19 protein-coding genes are annotated in these 21,562 nt (G+C 37.6%); 6 read left to right on the top strand and 13 right to left on the bottom strand.

Translation table 11 applies throughout. The features are described from left to right. Window positions 1-374 precede the first annotated feature (374 nt). From H4J76_RS06060 to H4J76_RS06020, 9 genes are all read right to left on the bottom strand, one after another. Complete coding sequence (locus H4J76_RS06060) at window positions 375-635, bottom strand: LPP leucine zipper domain-containing protein (RefSeq protein ID WP_182216463.1); 261 nt, start codon at window positions 633-635, stop codon at window positions 375-377. 78 nt (window positions 636-713) lie between these two features. Further along, on the bottom strand, window positions 714-1,190 hold the full coding sequence (locus H4J76_RS06055) for a potassium channel family protein (protein ID WP_182221850.1): 477 nt from the start codon (window positions 1,188-1,190) through the stop codon (window positions 714-716). A 25-nt stretch (window positions 1,191-1,215) separates the two neighbouring features. Then, window positions 1,216-1,545 carry a hypothetical protein gene (locus tag H4J76_RS06050; RefSeq protein WP_182216467.1) on the bottom strand — a complete coding sequence of 110 codons (330 nt, stop codon included), beginning with the start codon at window positions 1,543-1,545 and terminating at the stop codon, window positions 1,216-1,218. Between the two features lie 3 nt (window positions 1,546-1,548). Further along, window positions 1,549-2,187 (bottom strand): hypothetical protein, encoded by a 639-nt coding sequence (locus H4J76_RS06045; protein WP_182216468.1) that lies wholly within the window; start codon window positions 2,185-2,187, stop codon window positions 1,549-1,551. Window positions 2,188-2,283: 96 nt separating this feature from the next. Beyond that, window positions 2,284-2,973: a PspA/IM30 family protein gene (locus tag H4J76_RS06040; protein ID WP_182216470.1), complete on the bottom strand. Its 690-nt coding sequence runs from the start codon at window positions 2,971-2,973 to the stop codon at window positions 2,284-2,286. Between the two features lie 23 nt (window positions 2,974-2,996). Further along, window positions 2,997-3,410, bottom strand: a complete 414-nt coding sequence (locus H4J76_RS06035; RefSeq protein WP_070375922.1) for a YjfI family protein — start codon at window positions 3,408-3,410, stop codon at window positions 2,997-2,999. Window positions 3,411-3,545: 135 nt separating this feature from the next. Beyond that, window positions 3,546-5,252, bottom strand: a complete 1,707-nt coding sequence (locus H4J76_RS06030; RefSeq protein ID WP_182230258.1) for a polyamine aminopropyltransferase — start codon at window positions 5,250-5,252, stop codon at window positions 3,546-3,548. Window positions 5,253-5,369: 117 nt separating this feature from the next. Further along, window positions 5,370-6,272, bottom strand: coding sequence for a DUF350 domain-containing protein (locus H4J76_RS06025; protein ID WP_182216473.1), 903 nt, complete (start codon window positions 6,270-6,272; stop codon window positions 5,370-5,372). Between the two features lie 22 nt (window positions 6,273-6,294). After that, entirely contained in the window at window positions 6,295-7,260 is a 966-nt protein-coding gene (locus H4J76_RS06020; RefSeq protein ID WP_070375925.1) for a hypothetical protein, read from the bottom strand. A gap of 185 nt (window positions 7,261-7,445) precedes the next feature. Here H4J76_RS06020 and glnE point away from each other — a divergent pair, with 185 nt between their 5' ends. Further along, the gene (gene glnE / locus H4J76_RS06015; RefSeq protein WP_182230257.1) at window positions 7,446-10,319 is read left to right on the top strand and encodes a bifunctional [glutamate--ammonia ligase]-adenylyl-L-tyrosine phosphorylase/[glutamate--ammonia-ligase] adenylyltransferase; all 2,874 of its coding nucleotides are present in this window, start codon (window positions 7,446-7,448) and stop codon (window positions 10,317-10,319) included. A gap of 31 nt (window positions 10,320-10,350) precedes the next feature. On the opposite strand, the gene H4J76_RS06010 is transcribed toward glnE, so the two are convergent. Beyond that, on the bottom strand, window positions 10,351-11,031 hold the full coding sequence (locus H4J76_RS06010) for a TcpQ domain-containing protein (RefSeq protein ID WP_182216477.1): 681 nt from the start codon (window positions 11,029-11,031) through the stop codon (window positions 10,351-10,353). Between the two features lie 116 nt (window positions 11,032-11,147). Further along, on the bottom strand, window positions 11,148-12,086 hold the full coding sequence (gene lpxL, locus H4J76_RS06005) for an LpxL/LpxP family Kdo(2)-lipid IV(A) lauroyl/palmitoleoyl acyltransferase (protein ID WP_182216478.1): 939 nt from the start codon (window positions 12,084-12,086) through the stop codon (window positions 11,148-11,150). An 84-nt stretch (window positions 12,087-12,170) separates the two neighbouring features. Here lpxL and hldE point away from each other — a divergent pair, with 84 nt between their 5' ends. Next, window positions 12,171-13,595: a bifunctional D-glycero-beta-D-manno-heptose-7-phosphate kinase/D-glycero-beta-D-manno-heptose 1-phosphate adenylyltransferase HldE gene (gene hldE, locus H4J76_RS06000; protein WP_182216480.1), complete on the top strand. Its 1,425-nt coding sequence runs from the start codon at window positions 12,171-12,173 to the stop codon at window positions 13,593-13,595. Window positions 13,596-13,713: 118 nt separating this feature from the next. On the opposite strand, the gene rdgC is transcribed toward hldE, so the two are convergent. Further along, a complete protein-coding gene (gene rdgC / locus H4J76_RS05995; RefSeq protein WP_070375929.1) occupies window positions 13,714-14,634 on the bottom strand; it encodes a recombination-associated protein RdgC in 921 nt (306 codons plus the stop codon). A gap of 135 nt (window positions 14,635-14,769) precedes the next feature. Beyond that, window positions 14,770-16,515, bottom strand: a complete 1,746-nt coding sequence (locus tag H4J76_RS05990; protein ID WP_182216481.1) for a HAMP domain-containing sensor histidine kinase — start codon at window positions 16,513-16,515, stop codon at window positions 14,770-14,772. A gap of 318 nt (window positions 16,516-16,833) precedes the next feature. Here H4J76_RS05990 and H4J76_RS05985 point away from each other — a divergent pair, with 318 nt between their 5' ends. The 4 genes from H4J76_RS05985 to H4J76_RS05970 all read left to right on the top strand — a co-directional run bounded on the left by H4J76_RS05985 (window position 16,834) and on the right by H4J76_RS05970 (window position 21,433). Beyond that, complete coding sequence (locus tag H4J76_RS05985; protein ID WP_182216483.1) at window positions 16,834-17,760, top strand: porin; 927 nt, start codon at window positions 16,834-16,836, stop codon at window positions 17,758-17,760. A 197-nt stretch (window positions 17,761-17,957) separates the two neighbouring features. Next, window positions 17,958-18,659 (top strand): phosphate regulon transcriptional regulator PhoB, encoded by a 702-nt coding sequence (gene phoB, locus H4J76_RS05980; protein ID WP_146796261.1) that lies wholly within the window; start codon window positions 17,958-17,960, stop codon window positions 18,657-18,659. 48 nt (window positions 18,660-18,707) lie between these two features. Beyond that, entirely contained in the window at window positions 18,708-20,003 is a 1,296-nt protein-coding gene (gene phoR / locus H4J76_RS05975) for a phosphate regulon sensor histidine kinase PhoR (RefSeq protein ID WP_182230256.1), read from the top strand. 464 nt (window positions 20,004-20,467) lie between these two features. Then, window positions 20,468-21,433, top strand: a complete 966-nt coding sequence (locus tag H4J76_RS05970) for a PstS family phosphate ABC transporter substrate-binding protein (protein WP_182216486.1) — start codon at window positions 20,468-20,470, stop codon at window positions 21,431-21,433. The last annotated feature ends 129 nt before the right edge of the window (window positions 21,434-21,562 follow it).

Here is a 21,562-nt window from a genome sequence, read left to right as displayed (position 1 = left end):
GGTCTTTCTCATACATCCTGTTTTTCTAGGCATTAGTGTATCTCTGTACGTCTACGTTATGTCGTGATGCTGTGACTGCATGGATGCAATAAGTAGAGTAACGCAGGAGCAGTAACCGAGATGGCAAGGAACGACGATGTTCACAACGGTATGGCCATTTCTAGGCATTCATATAGTCACATGGTCTTGATACTCCTTGATGTCGATGTAAGAGTCGATAATGGTATTTCTTAGACAGGCTGTCCTTCAAGGCGTTTGTCCATCATTGCACGCCAATAGTCATAGTTTGTTGATACGAAAATAGCAGGCATAAAAAAACACGAGGCTGATATAATCAATCTCGTGTTTTATTTAATAGACCTATGGTCTAACCGTTATTTTTTGTAGCTAGAAGCAATGTTATCCATGCGTTCATTAGCATTAGCAACAGATGTTTTAACACCTTCTATTGTTTCTGTATTCATTGTTTGCTGACTTTTTACATCGGCAACTTCATCCGTTAAGGCATTAACTTTATTAGTTAGTGTATCAACCTTTTGGTTTAGGCTACTTACACTTGCTTCTAAAGCGTCAGTGTTAGCACAGCCTGTTGCCGTCATGATAAGTGCTGCTAGAGCAATAGTTTTAATTAACATAGTGTTTTCCCTTTTATTATATTTAAAAGACAAGTATGGCATAATATAATAAATTTATTACACATTATTTATTAATATTTACTTGGTTGATTTGTGAATAACTTCTTCAATTTTATTGGCTAATAAATCAATTTTCACTTCGAGTTGCTTATTATGATCAAGTATTTCTTTATTTTGTCGGCGCAATTCTCTATTTTTAACGTCTGTGTTAGAAAATCCAAAAAAACGATTAATAAACTGCGCGCCAATAAAACTCATTAATCCAACACCAATATAGAACATACACATAACAACGACCCTGCCACCTGTAGTTACAGGATAGTAATCACCATAACCTATGGTACTAGAGCTCACTTGTAGCGCCCAGAAAGCATCATTATATGTTTTTATATTGGCCGTAGGTGCGGGTAATTCGAAATGCAGTAACAGTTTCGCTGCTCCAGCCATAATCAAATAGAGTGTCAATATTGTTAAGATTAATATATATCGAGATTTATAATTCTTAATACCAAATTCATCGATAGTGTAATGTTTAAGTCTATGGCGCATCATCATAATGTTTATAATTTCATTTTTGCAGTTAACTATTATTGTTTTGCGTAACATGTAGAATTAAATCATCCATTAATTTACGCTTTATTTCAAGTTGTTGTTCAGGAGAAAGGCCGTATTTTAAGGCTAATATTTGGTAATCATCTTGTCCTAAACTTACGGTTAAACGAGGTCGTTTAGGTCTTTTATTCGTTGGTAGGCCAAGAATATCACGAATTTGGTCTGATGGACTCAGACCGGCATGTAATGCTTGAGTACGAATTGCTAATTGAATTTTTTCATCCATATCAAAAGCAACTTGCACCGCCTTGACTGCTTGAATTGAAGATTGCCATTTTTCAGGTAATTTTCTGCTCACAAATTAGCTCCCCGGGAAAATATCGATAATATCAGAAGTTGGACGGTATAACGTAATAAATAAGTCGGTATCACCATCTTGCCATACTTCAATATCAATACCGCGCGATTGCTCTTCATCAAGTAAGCTATAAAGTTCAAATTGCTCGCCTGCTTCATTTCCTTCATAGGCGCTTAAACTTTCACTACGATTATCTCTGCGGTGAAAATAACCTACTTTTGCAAAAACTTGTTGCTGGTATTGTGGACTACTCCAGCCTGATGTTAATAAAGAATCTGACTTTCTCTCTAGAAAGGCTTCACCAGGTTCATCAAATACTGTGGCAAACTCATCTAAATCGAACAGTGATTCGATATCTTGGTGCTGAATTTTAAGAGCAAATTTAAGGTAAGTTTTATCATCACTTTCGATGGTTAAGTAAAGCTCAAGGTTGTTCGCACCTTGTAAAACCCATTCAGTTTGTGTGTTACTTTCAAATTCGTAGCAGTTAATGGCTGATACTTGAAACTGTTGTTTACGTAAGGACTCAGGTAAGGCGAAACTGTCGGTCAGCACAATAATATCTTTAATCTTTAACTCTTCAGCTGAGTTAACTTGGCGTTCGTCTTCTTTCTTTTTAAATAGTCGCTTTAGAAAACTCATATTCAGATCCCAAAAATCCGCCTAGTTGTTGGGAGGAAAACAGCTAGGCGGTTAAAACGGTATTCGTTAGTCAATAATGGCTAACGAGCATGTGTGTTACTTTTGTTTAGCTTTTAAACGGTCTAATACTGAATTCGCACTATTATCTGTGCCACCAATACCGGCTTGCTTAAGTTGAGCAGCTAATGAATTATCTGAGTTTTCAGATTCTAACACTTCTGCCGCTTTCATTTGATCATCAAATTTCTGCTGTTTAGCTTTAATGCGTTCTAAAGAATCTTTAGCATTTAACAGCTTAGAATTACTTGATGAAAAGTTATCTGTGATTGCCGATGTTGCTTTTTGAACACTTTCTGTCGTTTTAACCATAGAAAGTTGACGCTTATATTCACCTACTTGGCGCTCACTTTTCTTCACTAGTTCTTTTAAACGATTAGCACTACCTGAAAAACTATCAAGTGCTTGTTGTTGAGATGCTAGATCATTTTCCAAGTTAGAAATTTTTTCAGCAACAGCTAATGCTAACGTTTCATCACCTTTTTCAAGGGCTTGTACTGCATAGCCTTCGTGCTCAGTGACTTCGCGCTTTAAACGGTCAACTTCACGGCTTGATGACATTTGTTGAGCCATAACACCAGTAAGGTCACGTTTAGCTTTAGTTAAGTGATTTTCTGAATCACGAATCTCTTGTTCAAAAATACGGGTAGCGTTTGAATCAACAATTGATTCTCCAACTTCTGAAGCGCCACCTCGAATTGCGGTCATTATCTTTTTAAAAATACTCATAGTTTTTTCCTTAGGGTGGTTAATTAAATTAGGTACTCGCCCATATCATCTATAATTTCCATCGCGTTATTACTTAAAACGCCTAATTCGTGTTCAATATCATGAAAAGACGAATTAATAGATAGGGCACCAAAAATTACGTATTTATCACCAATTTTTGAAAATGATGATAAAGGCATCGGAATATTCATTTCTAACATGCTTACGTGCATGTCTTGAAGGTATTCAGGTTTTACTTCTTCTACGCCCCATAAGTAGGTGATACATAGTATTTGATCATCGGTTACAGAAACAAAAATTGGTAATTCTTCACGGTCGATAACAGTAATTTGTAAAACGTCCACTTCGCCTGAAATAGGCTGACAATCAAAAACCATCCCGGTTTCAGAATTGTCCGCTAAGCTATTTAAGTGATCAGCAATTTTATGAATGTTCATGTGATTCCTTAGTCTGTATTTTTCGTTAATAAATCTAAAAGTAAATATCTCTCAGACATATTATGTCGTTGAGGTAAATTTAGCACTTTGACATAATATGTCAAGAGCCGATTTGCATTATTTGTTATTTATTTGTCATTCTTGTAAATAAGCATTGTTCAAACCTTGTTGATCGCGCCATGCTTTTTGATGTAATTGATAAATATTATGGCTACCTAAATAGTTAATAGGAACATCTGCTTGGTTCTTATAAAAGCTTTTCGAAAACTCGAATGAATTAATCACCATAGGTAGTGTTAGCCAATGATGTTCAACTGGTAATTTTTCTAAAGACTGTAAACGGTTAAGGGGGCTAGCACCACGTTTTGACGCTATCGTCCAACCCCATTCGCCAAAGCTTGGCACATTATCGTGATATTGCTGAACATGAGCGAATTTAGCCGCTTTTACTGTTTTTCCAATCGCAATAAAAGCATCTTTGGCATGATATGGACTTGCCGATTGTATGCCAATTAAGCCGTCACCCGCGAGCAACTGATGTAAGCGCGCATAAAAATTAACAGAATAAAGTTTATTTAAATCAGGGTGGCTAGGATCAGGTAGGTCAACAATGATGCTATCAAAGGTTTGTTGTTGTTTTAACAAGTTATCAATCGCTAAAAAGGCATCTTCATTAATAATTTTTACCCTAGGGTCTTGTAAACTTTTCTGCGTTAACTGATTAAGCTGAGCCGCCAACGATGGTGATAACTTTTCGGTAGGATCCAAAAATATTTGCATTAATTCGGCGTCTAAATCAATTAAGGTGACTTTTTTGGGCGACCACTGCAAGACATCACGAAATGCTAATCCATCACCACCGCCAATGATTAATATATTGTCATGTCTAGCAGAACCAGCCATAACAGGACTGACTAAATAACTGTGATAAATAAACTCATCAGCAGACGAAAACTGTAAACGGCCATTAAGATAAAAATTAATCACACTTGGCTGCTCTGCTCCCATATGTCGTTGGGTAAAGTTGAGTTGTTGATAGCGGGTCTTATCGGTATAAACAACTTTATCTAAATAGAGCAAGTTACTCATTTGATTTAACCAGCTATTACCAGACTGATAAATAACGCCAATGGCGATCAATAATAAAATATGAAGTGAAACTAAGGTTTTACGCCAGGTGAGTTTATCCCAAAAATGAAAGATAAAAATACCACCGACAATTAAGTTTAAGGCAGCAGTTAACGCACTGGCTTTACTGATATCAATGGATAATAAAAAAATAACCCAAATTGCAGCACCAATACCCGCGCCAACATAATCGGCGCCATAAATAGTGCCTAGGTTATTTTTTAAATGTTTTTGGTGAATTGATTCTCTAATACGTGCGATAAGGGGAATTTCCATACCAATGAAAAAACCTAAGATGAAACCAAAAAAATAGGGACTATTAAAAGCGAGCTGCGATAGTTGTTTTAAAAATCCACCCTGGGGCATAGAGTCGGGTGGCAAATTAAAGGTGTCTGCTAATACCTGTGGAAACGTTTGAGTGAGTGCTATTAAGCCACCAATAATTAAAATTGAGCTGCAACCTAAAAACGCTATGGTAAGCTCTAACCAAACAAAACCTTTGAATGCACAGGTGATCTTGCGTGCGGCAAAAGCACCTAAACCCATGGCGACAATCATCAAGCCTATCATGGCATAAATAGTACTTTCCATCGCGCCTAAGACACGACCAGCATAATGGGATAAAAGGTATTCATAGATTAAACCACAACCAGCTAAAACGGCCATGGTTAAAATAAGCAGTGTATCGTTCCAAAATAATTGTTTTTTATTCATAGTTATAAAGTACCTAGCACCATCAAATAAGGTCAATGGCTAATACTGTTCTTCCTGAAGATAAAAAAGCTTTAAGTGCTTATGCCCTTAAAGCTTTTTTGGTAAAAGAGGGGAAGGTTATGACATCAATGCGGTTAAAATGAGGGCAATTGAAATACTCGTTGCCATTTCAACACAAGCAACGCCTATATTTTGTTGTTGATCAACTTCTTCAACTAAATTAATTCCCCACAGTACAATACGTTTGGCAATGGCTGTTAATATTGCGACTAATAGAGTCATCACGACCGCAAATACAAACCAAGAGATTAAATTGTAAAATAAAGTTTCAGGTGAGTACGTAAGAAAGTGACTCGCTGCGGTAACGGCTAAAGCGGTACTAATTAATTGGCCAGCATAACGTATAGCAATTGCGGTTTGTCCACGTGTAAATGCTTCTTGTAAGCAATCACCTTGATTATTTTTTGCGTATTGGCGCTCTTTTAAGCGGGTAACTAATAATAAAATAGCTTGAGAGATAATAAAGCCGGCAATGATGGCAATAAAGGTATCAACGTCTAAACCATGCACCCAAAGTAAAACCGCGCGAATGATGATAGCCGTCGCAATGGCACCTGCAGCATCAACAATACCTATGGTTAAATTTTCATTGAGAATTTCTTGTGTTTTATTGATGTGTTGCAGTGATAATTTATCATGGATAACACGTCCAATTTTTATCAGTATCAAGCCTAATGTGCCATAAGCGAACATGCCAACAAATTCCATCCAGTAGCTTGGCGCATTTTCACCACTGATTGCACCTGTAAGAACAATACCTAAGGCGGCAACACTCCCTGCGACACTGATGCCAAAAGCAAAGTTATCTTTTTGTGCTAACTCTTGCGTAGAGTTAACTTTAGCCGATAAACCTGAAATAAAACGCATTGCACCTAATAAAACAATCGCAATAGAAATATCAATAACTAAGTAAATTAATAAATCTTGATTTAGGGCAGTAATTTCAAAAAATGTATTCATGTTAATTCCTATATCCTACTCGTTATTTGCCGCGTCTAAAGCTGCGAGATGTGGTGCTTTTGCTGTTTCTAAAGCTGGAGCTTTTTGAGTAGCTAGACTTCTTTGCGTATGAACTATTGGTACTAAATCGCTTTGCACTGGTTTGTGCCGTACTACTTTGTTTAGAAAGGCTAGATGACCCCGTCCGACTTTTACTGTAAGTACTGTTATATTTTTGACCGCGGCTTTGAAATGATTTTTTTGTACGGGTATCTAAATCATTTTGTTTTTTTAATTGGCTTGGTGAACTATAGCGAGTTCGGCCGTAATCATTATAATAACTGTAGTTTCTTGAACGACCCCAATCATTATATGAAGTGCGGCGAGAACCAAATACATCACCCATCATTGAATACATGCCATACCATGCCCAAAAAGACATACCATTGCTTCCTTGCGTCCAACTACCATAACTTGGATTGCCAATTAACTGTTCTCCGGTACCAAAGTCCTGAGCATTATTGGCTTGTTTACTTTGTGCTTTTGATAACGAGTTAACGCGCGGCAAAACCCCATCAGACATGTCAGCAAGCACATTGAGTGGATCGCTTAATGCGTCAGAGTAAAGTACTGGGTCAGCGGCAAGATAAATGTTAACCAGTTCATTGAAGATATCTTCTTTACTGGCAAACATACTTGGTTGATTTTTAATGGTTGCTAAACGGTCAAGTAGCGACAAATACATTGGACCTTTTGTCGTCGCATCTTTGTTAAATTCGTTAATTAATTGCGTAAGATGAGGTTTTTGCTGTTGAAGTTTTTCAGCATATTGATGAATTAAACTGGCATTACGTACCTGACCATCCGTTAAGGCGTCAGCTAATTGTTGAATACGAAGCTCAGTGATTGGCGTTTGTTGTTTAATTTTTTCTTCGAAGGGATCAGAGCAACCGACTAAGAAAATAATCAAGCTTAAAAAAGCGTATTTGATGTGTTGCATTCCTGCCATAGTGTCCTCAAAAATGCTATTATTAACATATACTCAGGTTATTTGAGTACGAATTTGCTATCTATATGTGTAATATATATAACACGTTATTAATAGCATCATAGACATAATATGTCTATTAATTCGTGATTTCATTTGAAATTCTTCTTCCTTGTCTTTTGCATAGTTAACAAATGGGTCATTAAATGAATAAATCAACTCAGCTACCAAATATACTCTCCCTGCAACAGCAAAAAAGCACGCAATTGTTTAATCATCAATACCCCGAAGCAACCGCTAATTTGTCCAAGCAACAACTCGCTGATTTTCATCAAGCATTAATGGCAAGTGACTTTATATTAAACAGTGCATTGCAGTGCCCTGACATTGTGGTGTCTTTATTTTCAAGTGAACGTGTTTACCAAACTGACTGTCCCAATTATCAGCAAATGCTTACTGAGCTGATTGCCCCTTGTGAAAGTGAAGAGCAATTACATAAAATCTTACGGCAGTTTCGTTTACAAGAGATGGTTAATATTGCCGTTGCTGACTTGTTGTTTGATCTTGAATTAACCTTGTCGTTAGAGCGTTTATCCGAACTCGCTGACCAGCTTATTTTAGCCGCATTAAACTGGTTAACATTACTCTGCCAAGAAAAATGGGGCATACCCAACAGCAAAAATGGTGAGGTTCAACAACTGTTAGTTTATGGGATGGGCAAGCTAGGTGGACGTGAATTAAATTTTTCTTCTGATATCGATCTTATTTTTACCTACCCAGAAATGGGAGAAACACAAGGTGCTAGGCGTAGTCTTGATAATCAGCAATTTTTTATTCGTTTGGCACAAAAATTAATTACTGCCTTACATCAAAAAACGGCCGATGGTTTTGTTTATCGCGTTGATATGCGTTTACGTCCTTTTGGTGAAAGTGGTCCGCTTGTTTTAACCTTTAATGCCATGGAAGATTATTATCAAGAGCAAGGGCGTGACTGGGAGCGCTATGCGATGCTCAAAGCGCGTCTTATTGGTCAGGGCAAATATCATGACCAACTTTCAACCATACTCAGACCTTTTGTTTATCGTCGCTATATTGATTTTAGTGTTATCGATAGCTTACGCCGTATGAAAATGATGATCGCCCAAGAAGTGCGTCGTAAACAATTAAATAACAACATAAAACTGGGTGCAGGCGGTATTAGAGAAGTTGAATTTATAGTGCAAGTGTTTCAGCTTATTCGTGGCGGGCGGATAAAAGAATTGCAACACCGCCGCTTATTAACGGTGTTACCTATTTTGGTCGAGAAAGAAGTTATTACCGCTGAGAATGAAGCCGTGCTGACCGATGCTTATTGTTTTTTACGGCGAGTAGAAAATATTATTCAAGCGTTAAATGATCAACAGACTCAGACCTTGCCAGATAATACCTTGGATCAAATGCGTTTATTATGGGCACTTAATCATAAACAATGTCAAACATGGCCAGACTTTCTTGAGTTTTTAGCGTTGAAAATGAACAGCGTTCATCAGGAGTTTTGTGCACTTATTGGCGAAGAGAGTCCAAATCATCAAGCGAAAGATCAGCATTGGACAGCATTGTGGGACAGTAAATGGTCAGATGAGGAGAGTGTTGCTTGGATCGAACAGGTCAGCTTCTTCGTTGATGCTAAAAAAATATGGAGTTTGCTCGCTGAATTTAGAGCTGAGATGGAAAAGCGCAGTATCGGTAATCGAGGGCGTGGCGTACTTGATAAATTAGTACCCGTTTTAATGTGGCACATACAGCAAGAGCATAGTGGTCACTTTACGCTAGAGCGGGTCTTAATTATTTTTAATAAGATATCAACGCGTACCGCCTATATTGAATTATTATTTGAAAATGAAGGCGCATTGAAGCACCTCATTAAACTGTGCCATCAAAGTAGCTGGATCGCAGAGCATATTGCCAAGTATCCGATATTATTAGATGAATTAATCGATCCTAAATTGTTACACAATCCGCCAGAGCTGAGTAGTTATTCTGCTGACTTAAGACAAGCAATGTTGCGGATACCTGAAGATGATCAGGAGGCACAAATGGACATGTTAAGACAATTTAAGCAAGCACAACACTTGCGAATTGCGACCGGTGATATTTGTGGGATCTTACCAGTAACTAAAGTTAGCGATCATTTAACCGCTCTTGCCGAAGCCATTATTGAAGAAGTTATTCATTTAGCTTGGCAACAAATGGCTCAGCGTTTTGGCGTGCCAGAGTCGACAGTTGGCGAAAACCATAAAGGCTTTTCTGCGATTGGCTATGGAAAAATGGGCGGTATAGAATTAAGTTATAGTTCCGATTTAGATTTAGTTTTTGTTCATAATAGTCAAAGTAATGAGGTTACTAACGGTTTAAAGCAGATCCCCGCTTCGCAATTTTACATGAAACTAGCACAGCGTATTATGCACATTTTTAATACACGTATGGCCAGTGGTATTTTATATGAATTAGATATGCGGCTACGTCCTTCTGGTAACTCTGGTTTGTTGGTCGTTCATGTTGATACTTTCGCACAATATCAGCGAGAAGAAGCATGGACATGGGAACATCAAGCGTTAGTCAGAGCTCGTACTGTATTTGGTAACCTTGAATTAGCTAATAAGTTTTCAGCCATAAGACAAGAAATACTGACTTGCGTCCGTGAACGAGCAAATGTCAGTGCCGATGTTTTAAAAATGCGTGCAAAAATGCGTGCGCATTTAGATAAATCAACATCGGCTGACACTGACATCAAGCAAGGCGAGGGTGGGTTAGTTGATATCGAATTTTTAGTCCAATTCCTTGTACTTAGCGAAAGTGCAAAGCACCCAGAGCTTTGCAAATATTCCGATAACTTGCATTTACTTAAAGGGCTACAGCACTGCGGAGTAATAAGTTCAGAGCAACAAAAGCAGCTAACGACTAGTTATTGCACGTTACGTGATTTTGGTCACCACGCGACCTTAAAAAATCAGCAGCAGTTATTGACTAAGGTGGACTTTGAAGTAATAGCTGAAAACGTTGCTGCTATTTGCCTGTCACTGTATGAAAAATCTTTATAGAAATGTCTGATAACTACAAAGACGTTATTATTTAGCGTCTTTGAGATTTTTGCGGTAATAAAATACACTCTTCATCTAGGTAGGGTATATCCAAATCAATCAGTACAATGGCTCGTTGCTGATGACAAAAATAGACCTTAATACCTTCGCGAAAGTGTCCTTCAACCGCTTTACCAACTTGGTAAGCTGTTTTGATGATTTCTTTATTAATACGAAAAGGGTCTTTGACCAAAAAATCTCTATTTAACCACCAAATAACTTCTAAACCCTCACTATTTGCATATTCTGAAAGTTTTTGAAAGAGTGTTTCACCTAAGCGAAATGGGTGGTTTTCATTGGTGCCACGCCAATTTTTTCGTAAGGGACGTGTGACCATGCGCCGAGCTTCTAGCAGTTTGACAATGTCACCCGTTGGCTCTTGCAAGTAAACTATATTATTGCGAATTTTTGGACCTGAACTGCCATCGTCACCATGTAAGTTGGCGTAAAAGCGAGATAAACCATCTGCCGCCGCATTGTTACTTTTTATTTTTGAAGTCGATGACTCTGATGCCAGAACGGCTTTATCTGCTGGTTTAATTGGCGCAACTTCTGCTGTTGCCTGGGTATCATCCGACAAAGAAGAAAATAGCTCTTCTTGGTTATCAAATAATAAAAAAGCTAAAGCAATTAGAATTGAACCAAAAATAATGTTGCGTAACCAAAAGTTCATATAAGGCTGTCTTAGTTATGAGGCCATATGGAAAATTCCAGTATGGTGTACTTATAATAAATACTACCATACTGAAAAGTTGTTATTTATACAATGCTGATGATTTCAACCATGACTTATTTGTAAAGTGAAGGGTCACCTTCATTAGGTCTTGTTTTAAAACGTCGATGTAACCACATATATTGTTCAGGCTTAAACATAATGGCTTTCTCTAGCTCTTGGTTGATGCGAATAACGTCAGCCTCGTCATTATCGGTAGGGAAATTCTCCATCATTGGCTTTATTTCTAAAGTGTATCCGCTGCCATCATCATTTCTGGTCGGTATGAGTATGTGACTTTGTACGTTTTTCTGGCGAGCAAAAATTAATGTACCCGTGGTTGTTGCTGCATCAGGTACAGCAAAAAAAGGCACAAATAAACTGCGATTTCGACCATAATCTTGATCGGGCAAATAAATACAAACTTCCTTATCACGTAGTGCCTTCATTAAGCCCTTAACGTCGCGCTTACCCAGCATGTATTTATTGGAGCGGCCACGACCTCTAAACTGAAAAAATTCCATTAGTTGATTATTGTGGGGGCGATAAAAAACCACCGTAGGGTGTCCAGTACCCATGCCACGACAGTTAATTTCTACACTTAAGTAGTGCATGGTTAAGAGTAAAACACCTTTACCTTCTCGATGGGCTTTTTCTAGGTGCTCAAGGCCAACAATCTTTGTTTTTCGTCTAACTCGCCAATCTGGCCACCACCAGCCCATGCCGGTTTCAAATAAGGCGATGCCGGTATTTTCAAAGTTTTTCTTTAAAATACGGGTACGTTCTTGTGCCGACATTTCTGGAAAACACAGTTGCAAGTTTTTCATCGCAACCGTTTTGCGACTTGAGCCTATTTTATACAGTAAGCGCCCGAGCATCCTGCCGAGCATTAATTGTAATTTATAAGGCAACCATGAAATGGTATAGAGAACAATTACCCCAAACCAAGTTAACCAATACTTAGGTAATAGGAAGGATATTTTAAAATCAGGTTGTAAAACTTTATTTTTACTCACGGGATGATGTCAACTCATTGAAATTCATGTGATACAATATTAACCATTATATCTGTATATCCATAAAGAGTTAAGAGGCATAGGATGAAAGTAGACATTCCCGCTTTTGAGCAAGCAAGTGTGTTGGTTGTTGGTGATATTATGTTAGATCGATATTGGTACGGTCCAACACATCGTATATCTCCAGAAGCCCCCGTTCCTGTTGTTAAAATTAATCAAGATGAACATCGCCCCGGCGGTGCGGCAAATGTTGCATTAAACATAGCTTCTATTGGTGGCAGAGCGACTCTTGTTGGCATTACTGGCGATGATGAAGCCGCTCAGCATTTGAAAAAAAAGCTATCAGCATTAAATATTAATTGTGAATTTGATCAACAAGCTAATATTCCCACGATCACTAAATTACGTGTAATGAGCCGAAATCAGCAGTTGATCCGCTTAGATTTTGAAGAGTCTCTTAGCGAAGTAAATAAAAAAGTACTTGAAGAAAAAGTAGCTGCTCAATTGGTTAATCATGACTTACTCTTGTTGTCTGATTATAGCAAAGGTACGTTATCTGAGGTTCAAAATTTAATTGCTATAGCTAAAAAGCAAGGGAAAGCTGTTTTAGTTGATCCCAAAGGTACCGACTTTGAACGCTATCGTGGTGCAACATTACTAACGCCCAATCTATCCGAATTTGAAGCTGTGGTTGGCGCATGTAAAACAGAAAATGATATTGTCACTAAAGGTCAGGCACTGTTAGTGCACCTTGATTTAGAAGCAATGTTAGTGACGCGCAGTGAACAAGGAATGACCTTGCTCCGTCGAGATCATGACGAATTCCATTTACCGACTAGAGCGCGTGAGGTCTATGATGTAACCGGTGCCGGTGATACGGTTATTGCGACACTTGCTTTGGCTATTGCAGCAAAAGCTGAATATACCCAAGCGAGTGCTTTAGCCAATATTGCTGCCGGTATTGTTGTTGGTAAATTGGGGACATCAACCGTGAGCGAGACCGAATTATTAGCTGAAATATCGACAGGGCAAGAAAGTGGTTTTGGTGTTGTCAGCGAAGAGCAATTAAAAATTGCGGTTAAATTAGCAAAAGCTCGTGGTGAAAATATTGTCATGACCAATGGCTGTTTTGATATTTTACATGCAGGCCATGTTTCGTATTTAGCCCATGCCGGTACTTTAGGCACTCGTTTGATTGTTGCTGTTAATGACGATGCTTCTGTAAAAAGATTAAAAGGCAGTGGACGACCGGTTAACCCTACCGACAGACGAATGGCAGTTTTAGCTGGTTTAGGCGCTGTTGACTGGGTAGTGAGTTTTTCAGAAGACACCCCTCAACGTATTATAAGCAACATTCTCCCCGATATATTAGTTAAAGGGGGGGATTATAAAGTTGAAGATATTGCTGGCGGTAAAGAAGTGATGGCCAATGGCGGCACAGTTAAAGTACTTAACTTTGAAGAAGGTATTTCCACGACCGATATCATCAACTCTATTCGTTTGAAGTAGTCTACCTATTTTACCGGTATTATTAACTCGATTGATACTGAAGTAATAAAGTGAAGTAATGAAAAAGCAGCTATATTAGCTGCTTTTTTCTTTAGAGACATCAGTAACCTAAAGCGTATTAGCTCTCTAAGTAGTCTGTCGCTTTAACATTGAATTCAGCCAGTAAGTCATTAATCAAACGATTAATTTCTCCAGCCATTAAGGCAAAGTCTGCATCAAGTTTTGCTATAACGTCGTCACTATCGATATCGTCATTTTGTTCTTGTAAGACATCAAAAAACTTTAAACGCTTAATCGCTAGATCGTCACAAAGAATAAACGACATTGCTTCATCCCATTCAAGCGCTAATTTCACTACGTATTTATCAGCGTCTAAATGCGTTTTAATTTCATCGCTATCAAGATCTTGATTTTTAACGCGAACTACCGCACCATCATCGCCTAAGGCATGAAACTCTGCTTCCATACCTAAAGTAAAGTTGTCGCCAATACTTTTCTCGTTTAACCAGTCAGTCATCAATTCATCAGGCGCTTTTTCTGGTGAAACACTTGTTACGGGTAAAGTACCAATAACTTTGCGCAACAAGGCTAATAAATCTTCAGCTTTACCGCGGCTACCTGAATTTACAACAATAAGGTTATGCTCAGCATTAATGTAAGCATGGGTATCGGTAACACGAGAAAACGCCCGAGGAAGTAGTTCAAAAATGATATCTTCTTTAAACTGTTCTCTTTCTTTTTTAGTTGCGCTGCGCGCTTGTTCAACTTCAAGTTGCGCAACTTTTGCTTCAATCATATCTTTTACAACAGGAGCAGGAAGAATTTTCTCTTCTTTTCTTGCGCAAACTAAAAGGTTACCGTTAGCGGCATGAACCGTTGAATGGCCATGTTTACCCAAAGCATTTACCCAACCAAAATGCGATTGCTCTGTTGACCCACAAGGGGTGAATAAATGTTCAGCTAAGTGTTTTTCTAATTGATCTTCTGATAATGCAAAAGGGCGAGTAAATGTGAAAAAGTATAGGTTTTTGAACCACATAGAAGTTTCCTGCGCCGCTGGAACACTAAGTGCACCGGCTGATAAATTTTAAAAGAGCAATATAGTAACTTAAATATCAGCTATTAGCACTCACTTGCAGAGTCTTACCGTTAAGATATCGCAATGAAGAATTTTTTAACGCATATCATTAAATTCAATATCATAGCTAAGACCTTGTCCAACCTCAGAATGTGCGACTATTGTGCCATTCAATGTATCAGTAACTAATTCGTTAATGATATGAGTGCCTAAGCCTGTGCCTCCAGTACCACTTTTGGTGGTATAAAAAGGGTCAAATATTTGTGGCAATTTATTTTGAGGAACACCAACACCATTATCTTGGTAATGCAGATGTAGCCGTTCACCTTTTAGTTTTGCACTTATGGTAATCATGCCATTCTCTATACCATCAAAGCCATGGATAATAGAATTAATTATTAGGTTAGTAAATATTTGTGATATTGCCCCCGCATGGCAATAAATATCAATATTATCAACACAGTTTACGTTAACCGTATGTTTGGTTTTCTTTAATTTTGGCTGCAAAGATTGAATAATTTCATTTAGGTATTGTGCAACGTTAATCTTGCGTGTTTTATTACTTGTTTGATCAACAGCAACTTGTTTATAACTGGTGATCAAATCAGATGCGCGATTAAGATTGTTAAAGAGTAAATGTAAACTTTGGTCAGCATTTTTAGTGAAGTCATCTAATGAACGTTTGGTTAATTTTTGGTTGTCGACATCATTTTTTAATGAATTTAATAAATCTGATAAATAACTGGTTGAGGTAATACTGACACCAATAGGGGTATTAATTTCATGGGATATTTCAGCGGATAATTTTCCTAAAATAGCCATTTTTTCTGCATCAAGTAAACGTTCTTGCGCTTTTTTGAGTTCTAGAATCGAGTTTTTTAATTCTTGATTGGTCTTTGTTAAGGTTTGTTCTGTTTGGCTGCGGCGAATATTTTCTGCTTTTAACTGTTTTTGTTGCTCGATAAGTTCACGCTGTTGTTTATTCATTTCAAGCATGGTGGTACTTAGCGATGACGTTTTTTTAGCGACTTCTTGTTCTAATATTAAATTTTGATCGTCAAGTTTATGATTTGCCATTAATATCTCTTGCTTGGCGGTACTCAGTCGATTTTGATATTGCACCAGCTCATCGAGCAGATTGTTGTAAGCTCTTTGTAAAATGTTCAGCTCGTTATTTTCATAATTCATGGTATGAAGCTTTGATGCTTCGGGATCATCTATATCAAAATGGTTGATTTGTTCAGTAAGTTCATTAAGCGGATTTGTTAATAAGCTGGAAAAGGCGAGAGAAAATAAAATAACTAACGCGGCTGTTTTTACCATCGCATTACCGATTAAAAAATATATACCAACTTCAATACGATCGAAAATCACTTCATTACTTGATAAGAGAACGACGGTCCCCACTTTTGTTGTTCGACCAGAAAACTCAAAGATGAGTTGAAACGAATGGCCAAATAATCCTTCAGAAAAAGAGCTAATGGCAGTAGATTCACTATTTAAGGTTACTTTATCGGGTTGATTAAAAAGTTCACCCTCAGAAAACTCACCTAATTGTGCAATGATTTGGTCATTTTCATCGGTAACAACAATGCCTTTTATCATAGGAATGGCGACTAATCCCACAGCAATATCAACAGCTTGCTGTGTATTTAACTCCCAAACAGCACGTGTTAAACTGCTGCTAAATGTTTTTTCTAAGGTCAGTAACTCACTGTTTATGTGGCTCTTAGTGTTAATGTACTCAGCACCAATTTGCACGCAGGTGACAATAAAGGTTAAAACAAAATAAACCGAGAGCACTCGGGTCAATAGTTTTCGAGAAATGCTTGTTACCTTCATTTTATCTTCTTTATTATGATACCTAGCTTAATTCTAGACATTTTACGGTAGGTTAAAAGTATTTTCTGCTATAAGAATGATTTTTATTCAATATAAGGTGTTTTATCTCTTTTTAAAGGAAATAATTTTTTATTTAAAATTGCTGTGGCTTATACGAAGTCTTTCTTAGCTAAATTTATCAAATTGTCATAAACTTTTAAAAAATAATTCATAATGTCACAAAAATGTCATATAAATTAGGCAGAATATGCGGCAAATAATTAGTTAATTTAAATCGTTCTTAATATAAAAGACTCTGTCACCCAATAAGGTATATATATGAAAATTTCTTACAGCACTCTTGCAGCGGCATTATTATCAACTCTTTCTGTATCAGCGTTTGCTGGTGATGTTGATATCTATGGTAAAGCCAATGTTACAGTTCAGTCATCAGATGACGGTACTGGTACTTACTCTGAAGTTAAAAGTAACGCTTCACGTATAGGTTTTAAAGGTGGTCAAGATTTGGGTAATGGCCTTGAAGTTATTTTTAAAGCAGAGTTTCAAGTCGACCTTGATGGTGATAGTGACAAGGGTGATAGCATTACTGACCGTAATCAATACATTGGCTTGAAAGGTAATTTTGGTGAAGTATTGTTAGGTATTAACGATACCGTATTAAAGCAGTCACAAGGCAAGGTTGACTTATTCAGTGATTTAAACGCAGATATTAAACAGCTCTGGAAAGGTGAGAACCGCATGAGCGACACGGTTACTTATAAATCACCTAAGGTTAACGGTTTTCAACTGGGTGTTACTTATATTGCAGAAGATGAGGTTGATGGACAAGATGGCACCTCAATGGCCCTTTTTTATGGTGATAAAGCGCTTAAAAAATCTAAGATTTATGCTGCTATCGCGGTAGACTCAGAAGTTAAAGGTTATGATGCGGCCCGTTTAACCGTGCAGGGTAAACTCGCTGGCTTTACCTTAGGTGCTATTGTTCACAGACAAGAAAAAGTTTCTGATGGCAGTGATGTCGAAGGTTTCTTGTTTTCAGCAAAATATGGCTTTGATAAAATTACAGTTAAAGGACAAGTACAAACGGCTAATTATGATGGCGGCGATCACCGTTCAGGTATGACCGTTGGCGCGGATTACGCCTTAGCGAAAAGTACTAAACTTTTTGCTTTTTACACGAGTTTTGATCTCGACAATGAAGCTGATCAAGATTACTTAGCGGCAGGCATAGAATACAAGTTTTAATTAATTACCGTATTGTAAAAATAAAAAAAGCGACTTTTGGTCGCTTTTTTTATAACTAGCGATGTAGATGAAGATCAATAAATTAAGCTTTTGGCATAAAGATAAATGAATTAAACTTGTTGTGTGTAATATAAATGTCATAAAAAGTTATCACAATGGTCAATAAGTAAAGTGTAGTTAGACAACGGGAAGTTTACATGAATAGACAAATATTGGTTGTTGAAGATGAAGCGCCGATCAGGGAAATGATTACTTTTGTATTAGAGCAAAATGGTTTTAATGCTATTGAAGCTGAAGATTACGAACAGGCAAAAGCAAAGATTGTTGAGCCTTATCCTGATTTGATTTTATTGGATTGGATGTTGCCAGGAGGCACAGGTGTTAAGCTTGCTAAATCATTAAAACAAAATGAATATACGCGGTCTATTCCTATTATAATGTTAACTGCCCGTGCCGATGAAGACGACAAGGTTAAAGGTTTTGATGCAGGTGTTGATGACTATGTTACTAAGCCATTTTCGCCAAAAGAGCTTATAGCACGTATCAAAGCTGTTATTCGCCGAGTTTCTCCTACCGCGCTAGAAGAAGCCATTGAATTTCATGGAATGAAACTTGACCCCATCGCCCACCGGGTTTCAATTAATGATCGGTCACTTGAGCTTGGACCAACGGAGTTTCGTTTATTACACTTTTTTATGACTCATACCGAGCGAGTCTATAGCCGTGAACAATTACTTGATAATGTTTGGGGGACGAATGTTTATGTGGAAGACCGAACGGTAGATGTTCATATTAGACGATTACGTAAAGCGATTACTGGCGAAGGGCATGAAGATTTTATTCAAACCGTTCGAGGCTCTGGCTACCGATTCTCCGGAAAGCTTAAAACGAGTGTGTAATACATAAGTATGCATTTTATTATTATATATAGGTAAAAACGACTCACTATGTATTTTCGTTTATCCGTAAAAAGTATTATCACGCGTTTACTGACTATATTGTCGGTAAGCGCGTTCTTTGGTTTTTTAATTGGCCAAACTCTCCTCGTACTCTGTATCAGTACCTTGGTTATTTTATGTTGGCATTATCACCATTTATTTAAACTTATTAAGTGGCTGTGGCTAAGTAAGTCACTCTCTCCTCCACAATCTGAAGGTATCTGGGGGAAAATATATGATGGCCTGTACCGACAAATTAGACAGCACCGCCACAAACAAAGACAGTTAAACGAAAGAATTAGAAAATTCAGGGATGGTGCTGAAGCATTACCTGATGCTGCCTTAGTCTTATCTGATGAACTGACTATTTTGTGGGGTAATAAAAAAGCTCAGCGCATTTTAGGCATTCGTTGGCCCAGTGATGTTGGTCAACGTATTGACAACCTCATCCGTTTTCCTGAATTCTCTAAATACCTAGAACTCGGTAATTTTGAACAACCCTGTCATATTATTTCACCCATTAACAGCGAATTACAGTTAGAGCTGCGCTTAATGGCTTATGGAAGTGACCAAGTACTCTTTCTTGCCCGAGACGTCAGTAAAATTAAAAGATTAGAAGAAATGCGGCGTGACTTTGTTGCCAATGTTTCTCATGAGCTCAAAACACCGCTTACCGTGGTGCGTGGTTATGTGGAAATGATACTGACCACTGAACATGCGCTCGAGCCTCATTGGCAAAAAGCTTTTTGCACTATTGAAACTCAAGTATCACGTATGGACCGCTTAGTAGAGCAGTTATTAGTTTTATCGCGTGTAGAAAATCATGCCGATGAAGAAAATAAACAATTTGTTGATATGCCTAAACTAATTAAAACATTGGTCGACGATGCCACTTGGCTCAACCAAGATAAACAACACAAAATTACTGCTGATCTTAATGATGACTTATGGATTGAAGGCATAGATACTGAATTGAAAAGTGCGTGTGTTAACTTAATATCTAATGCTATTGCTTACACGCCTGCCCATGGTTCTGTTCACATTTTATGGCAACGAAGTGGTAATAAGGCTAAGTTTTCCGTTAAAGATAATGGTCCTGGTATTCGTCCTGAACACGTTAACCGGATCACAGAACGATTCTTTAGAGTAGACAAGTCACGTTCTCGTGACACCGGTGGTTCAGGGTTAGGTCTATCAATTGTTAAACATGTTTTACATCACCATAATGCCGAATTAGCCATTGAAAGCGAGTGGGGTAAGGGTAGTGAGTTTATTATTTACTTTGAAGCATTAAATAAAAAATAATCTTCTGAACAGCACCTTATCTACTAGTGAATAAGGTGCTGATAGCGCTTTATTTGCTAAACGTGGCTTATTTACCAAGGTTAACTAACTTCAACACACGCTAAATTTTTATCATTATAATAATTATTGCCGCGGTATTTTTATCCTAATCTTTTATCTGAACATTCACGGCTTTAATGATGAACGCTATTATTTGATGTGTTAATTCTTATTTCGCCGTAAGTTCCAGTAATACTGCTCGTTATAAAGTCGTAGCTAGGGTCTAACTATTCCCCTTTATCTTTGAACGAAGGAGAGAAATTGATTAAATGTTGTTTATATACCCATATATTGATCACTGTAATATAAGTGTCATAAACCTTAAATATAATTGTCACATAAACTTTATATAGTGTTCATAAATTAATTAGCCCCAAACAAATTAATAATAATTTAATGGGACATCACTCTCAGTGGAGAATAACATGGGTTTTAAACGTGCTTTAGGCGTTATAGGTTTAGCAAGCTTGGTGAGTTTCTCATCATTAGCAATGGATAAAGATTTACCTGAATATAAAAAAGTCAGTGGTATTTCAGGTAACTTATCTTCAGTGGGTTCAGATACCTTAGCAAACATGATGACATTCTGGGCTGAAGAGTTTAAGCGCACTTACCCAAATGTGAATATACAAATTCAAGCCGCTGGTTCATCTACTGCGCCACCAGCATTAACAGAGGCCACTTCAAACTTAGGCCCTATGAGCCGTAAGATGAAGTCGCGTGAAATAGAAGCATTCGAAAAGCGTTACGGCTATAAGCCAATGGCTGTTCGTGTTGCTATTGACGCATTAGCGGTATTTGTTCATAAAGATAACCCTATTAAAGGATTACGTATTGATCAAGTTGATGCTATTTTCTCAAATAACCGAAAATGTGGTGCTGATAAAGATGCAGACCGTTGGGGCGACTTAGGTTTAACAGGTGACTGGGAAGCAAAAGACATTCAACTTTATGGTCGTAACTCAGTTTCTGGTACTTACGGTTACTTTAAAAAGAAAGCCCTTTGTAAAGGTGATTTTAAAAACACAGTTAATGAACAACCAGGCTCAGCTTCAGTTGTTCAATCAGTATCTTCTTCACTAAACGGTATTGGATATTCTGGTATCGGTTATACAACTTCAGGTGTTCGTGCTTTAGCTTTGTCTAAAAAAGGTGACAACTATGTTGAAGCTAATATGGCGAATGCTATATCGAAAAAATACCCACTATCTCGTTTCCTATACGTTTATGTAAATAAGCATCCAAACAAGCCATTAGCGCCAATGGATGCTGAATTTTTAACTATGGTACTTTCTAAGTCGGGTCAAAAGATTGTTGAGAAAGATGGTTATATTCCATTACCGAACTCAGTTGTTCAAAAAGAATTGAAAAAATTAGGTATTAAGCTTTAAGAAAAAGCACCAGTACCACTTTGAAAAGGCCTGGCTTATGTCGGGCCTTTTTGTTTCTATTGCACTGGTAAATCCCTAAAGGTTCATCAAAATCATTAGGTGAGGTAAGGCCATTTTCAGTTAATACTT

The organism is Colwellia sp. BRX9-1 (assembly GCF_014077195.1).
Classification (GTDB): domain Bacteria; phylum Pseudomonadota; class Gammaproteobacteria; order Enterobacterales; family Alteromonadaceae; genus Colwellia_A.
Note: the sequence above shows the minus strand (reverse complement) of the source record. Positions and strands in the feature narration are given on the sequence as shown.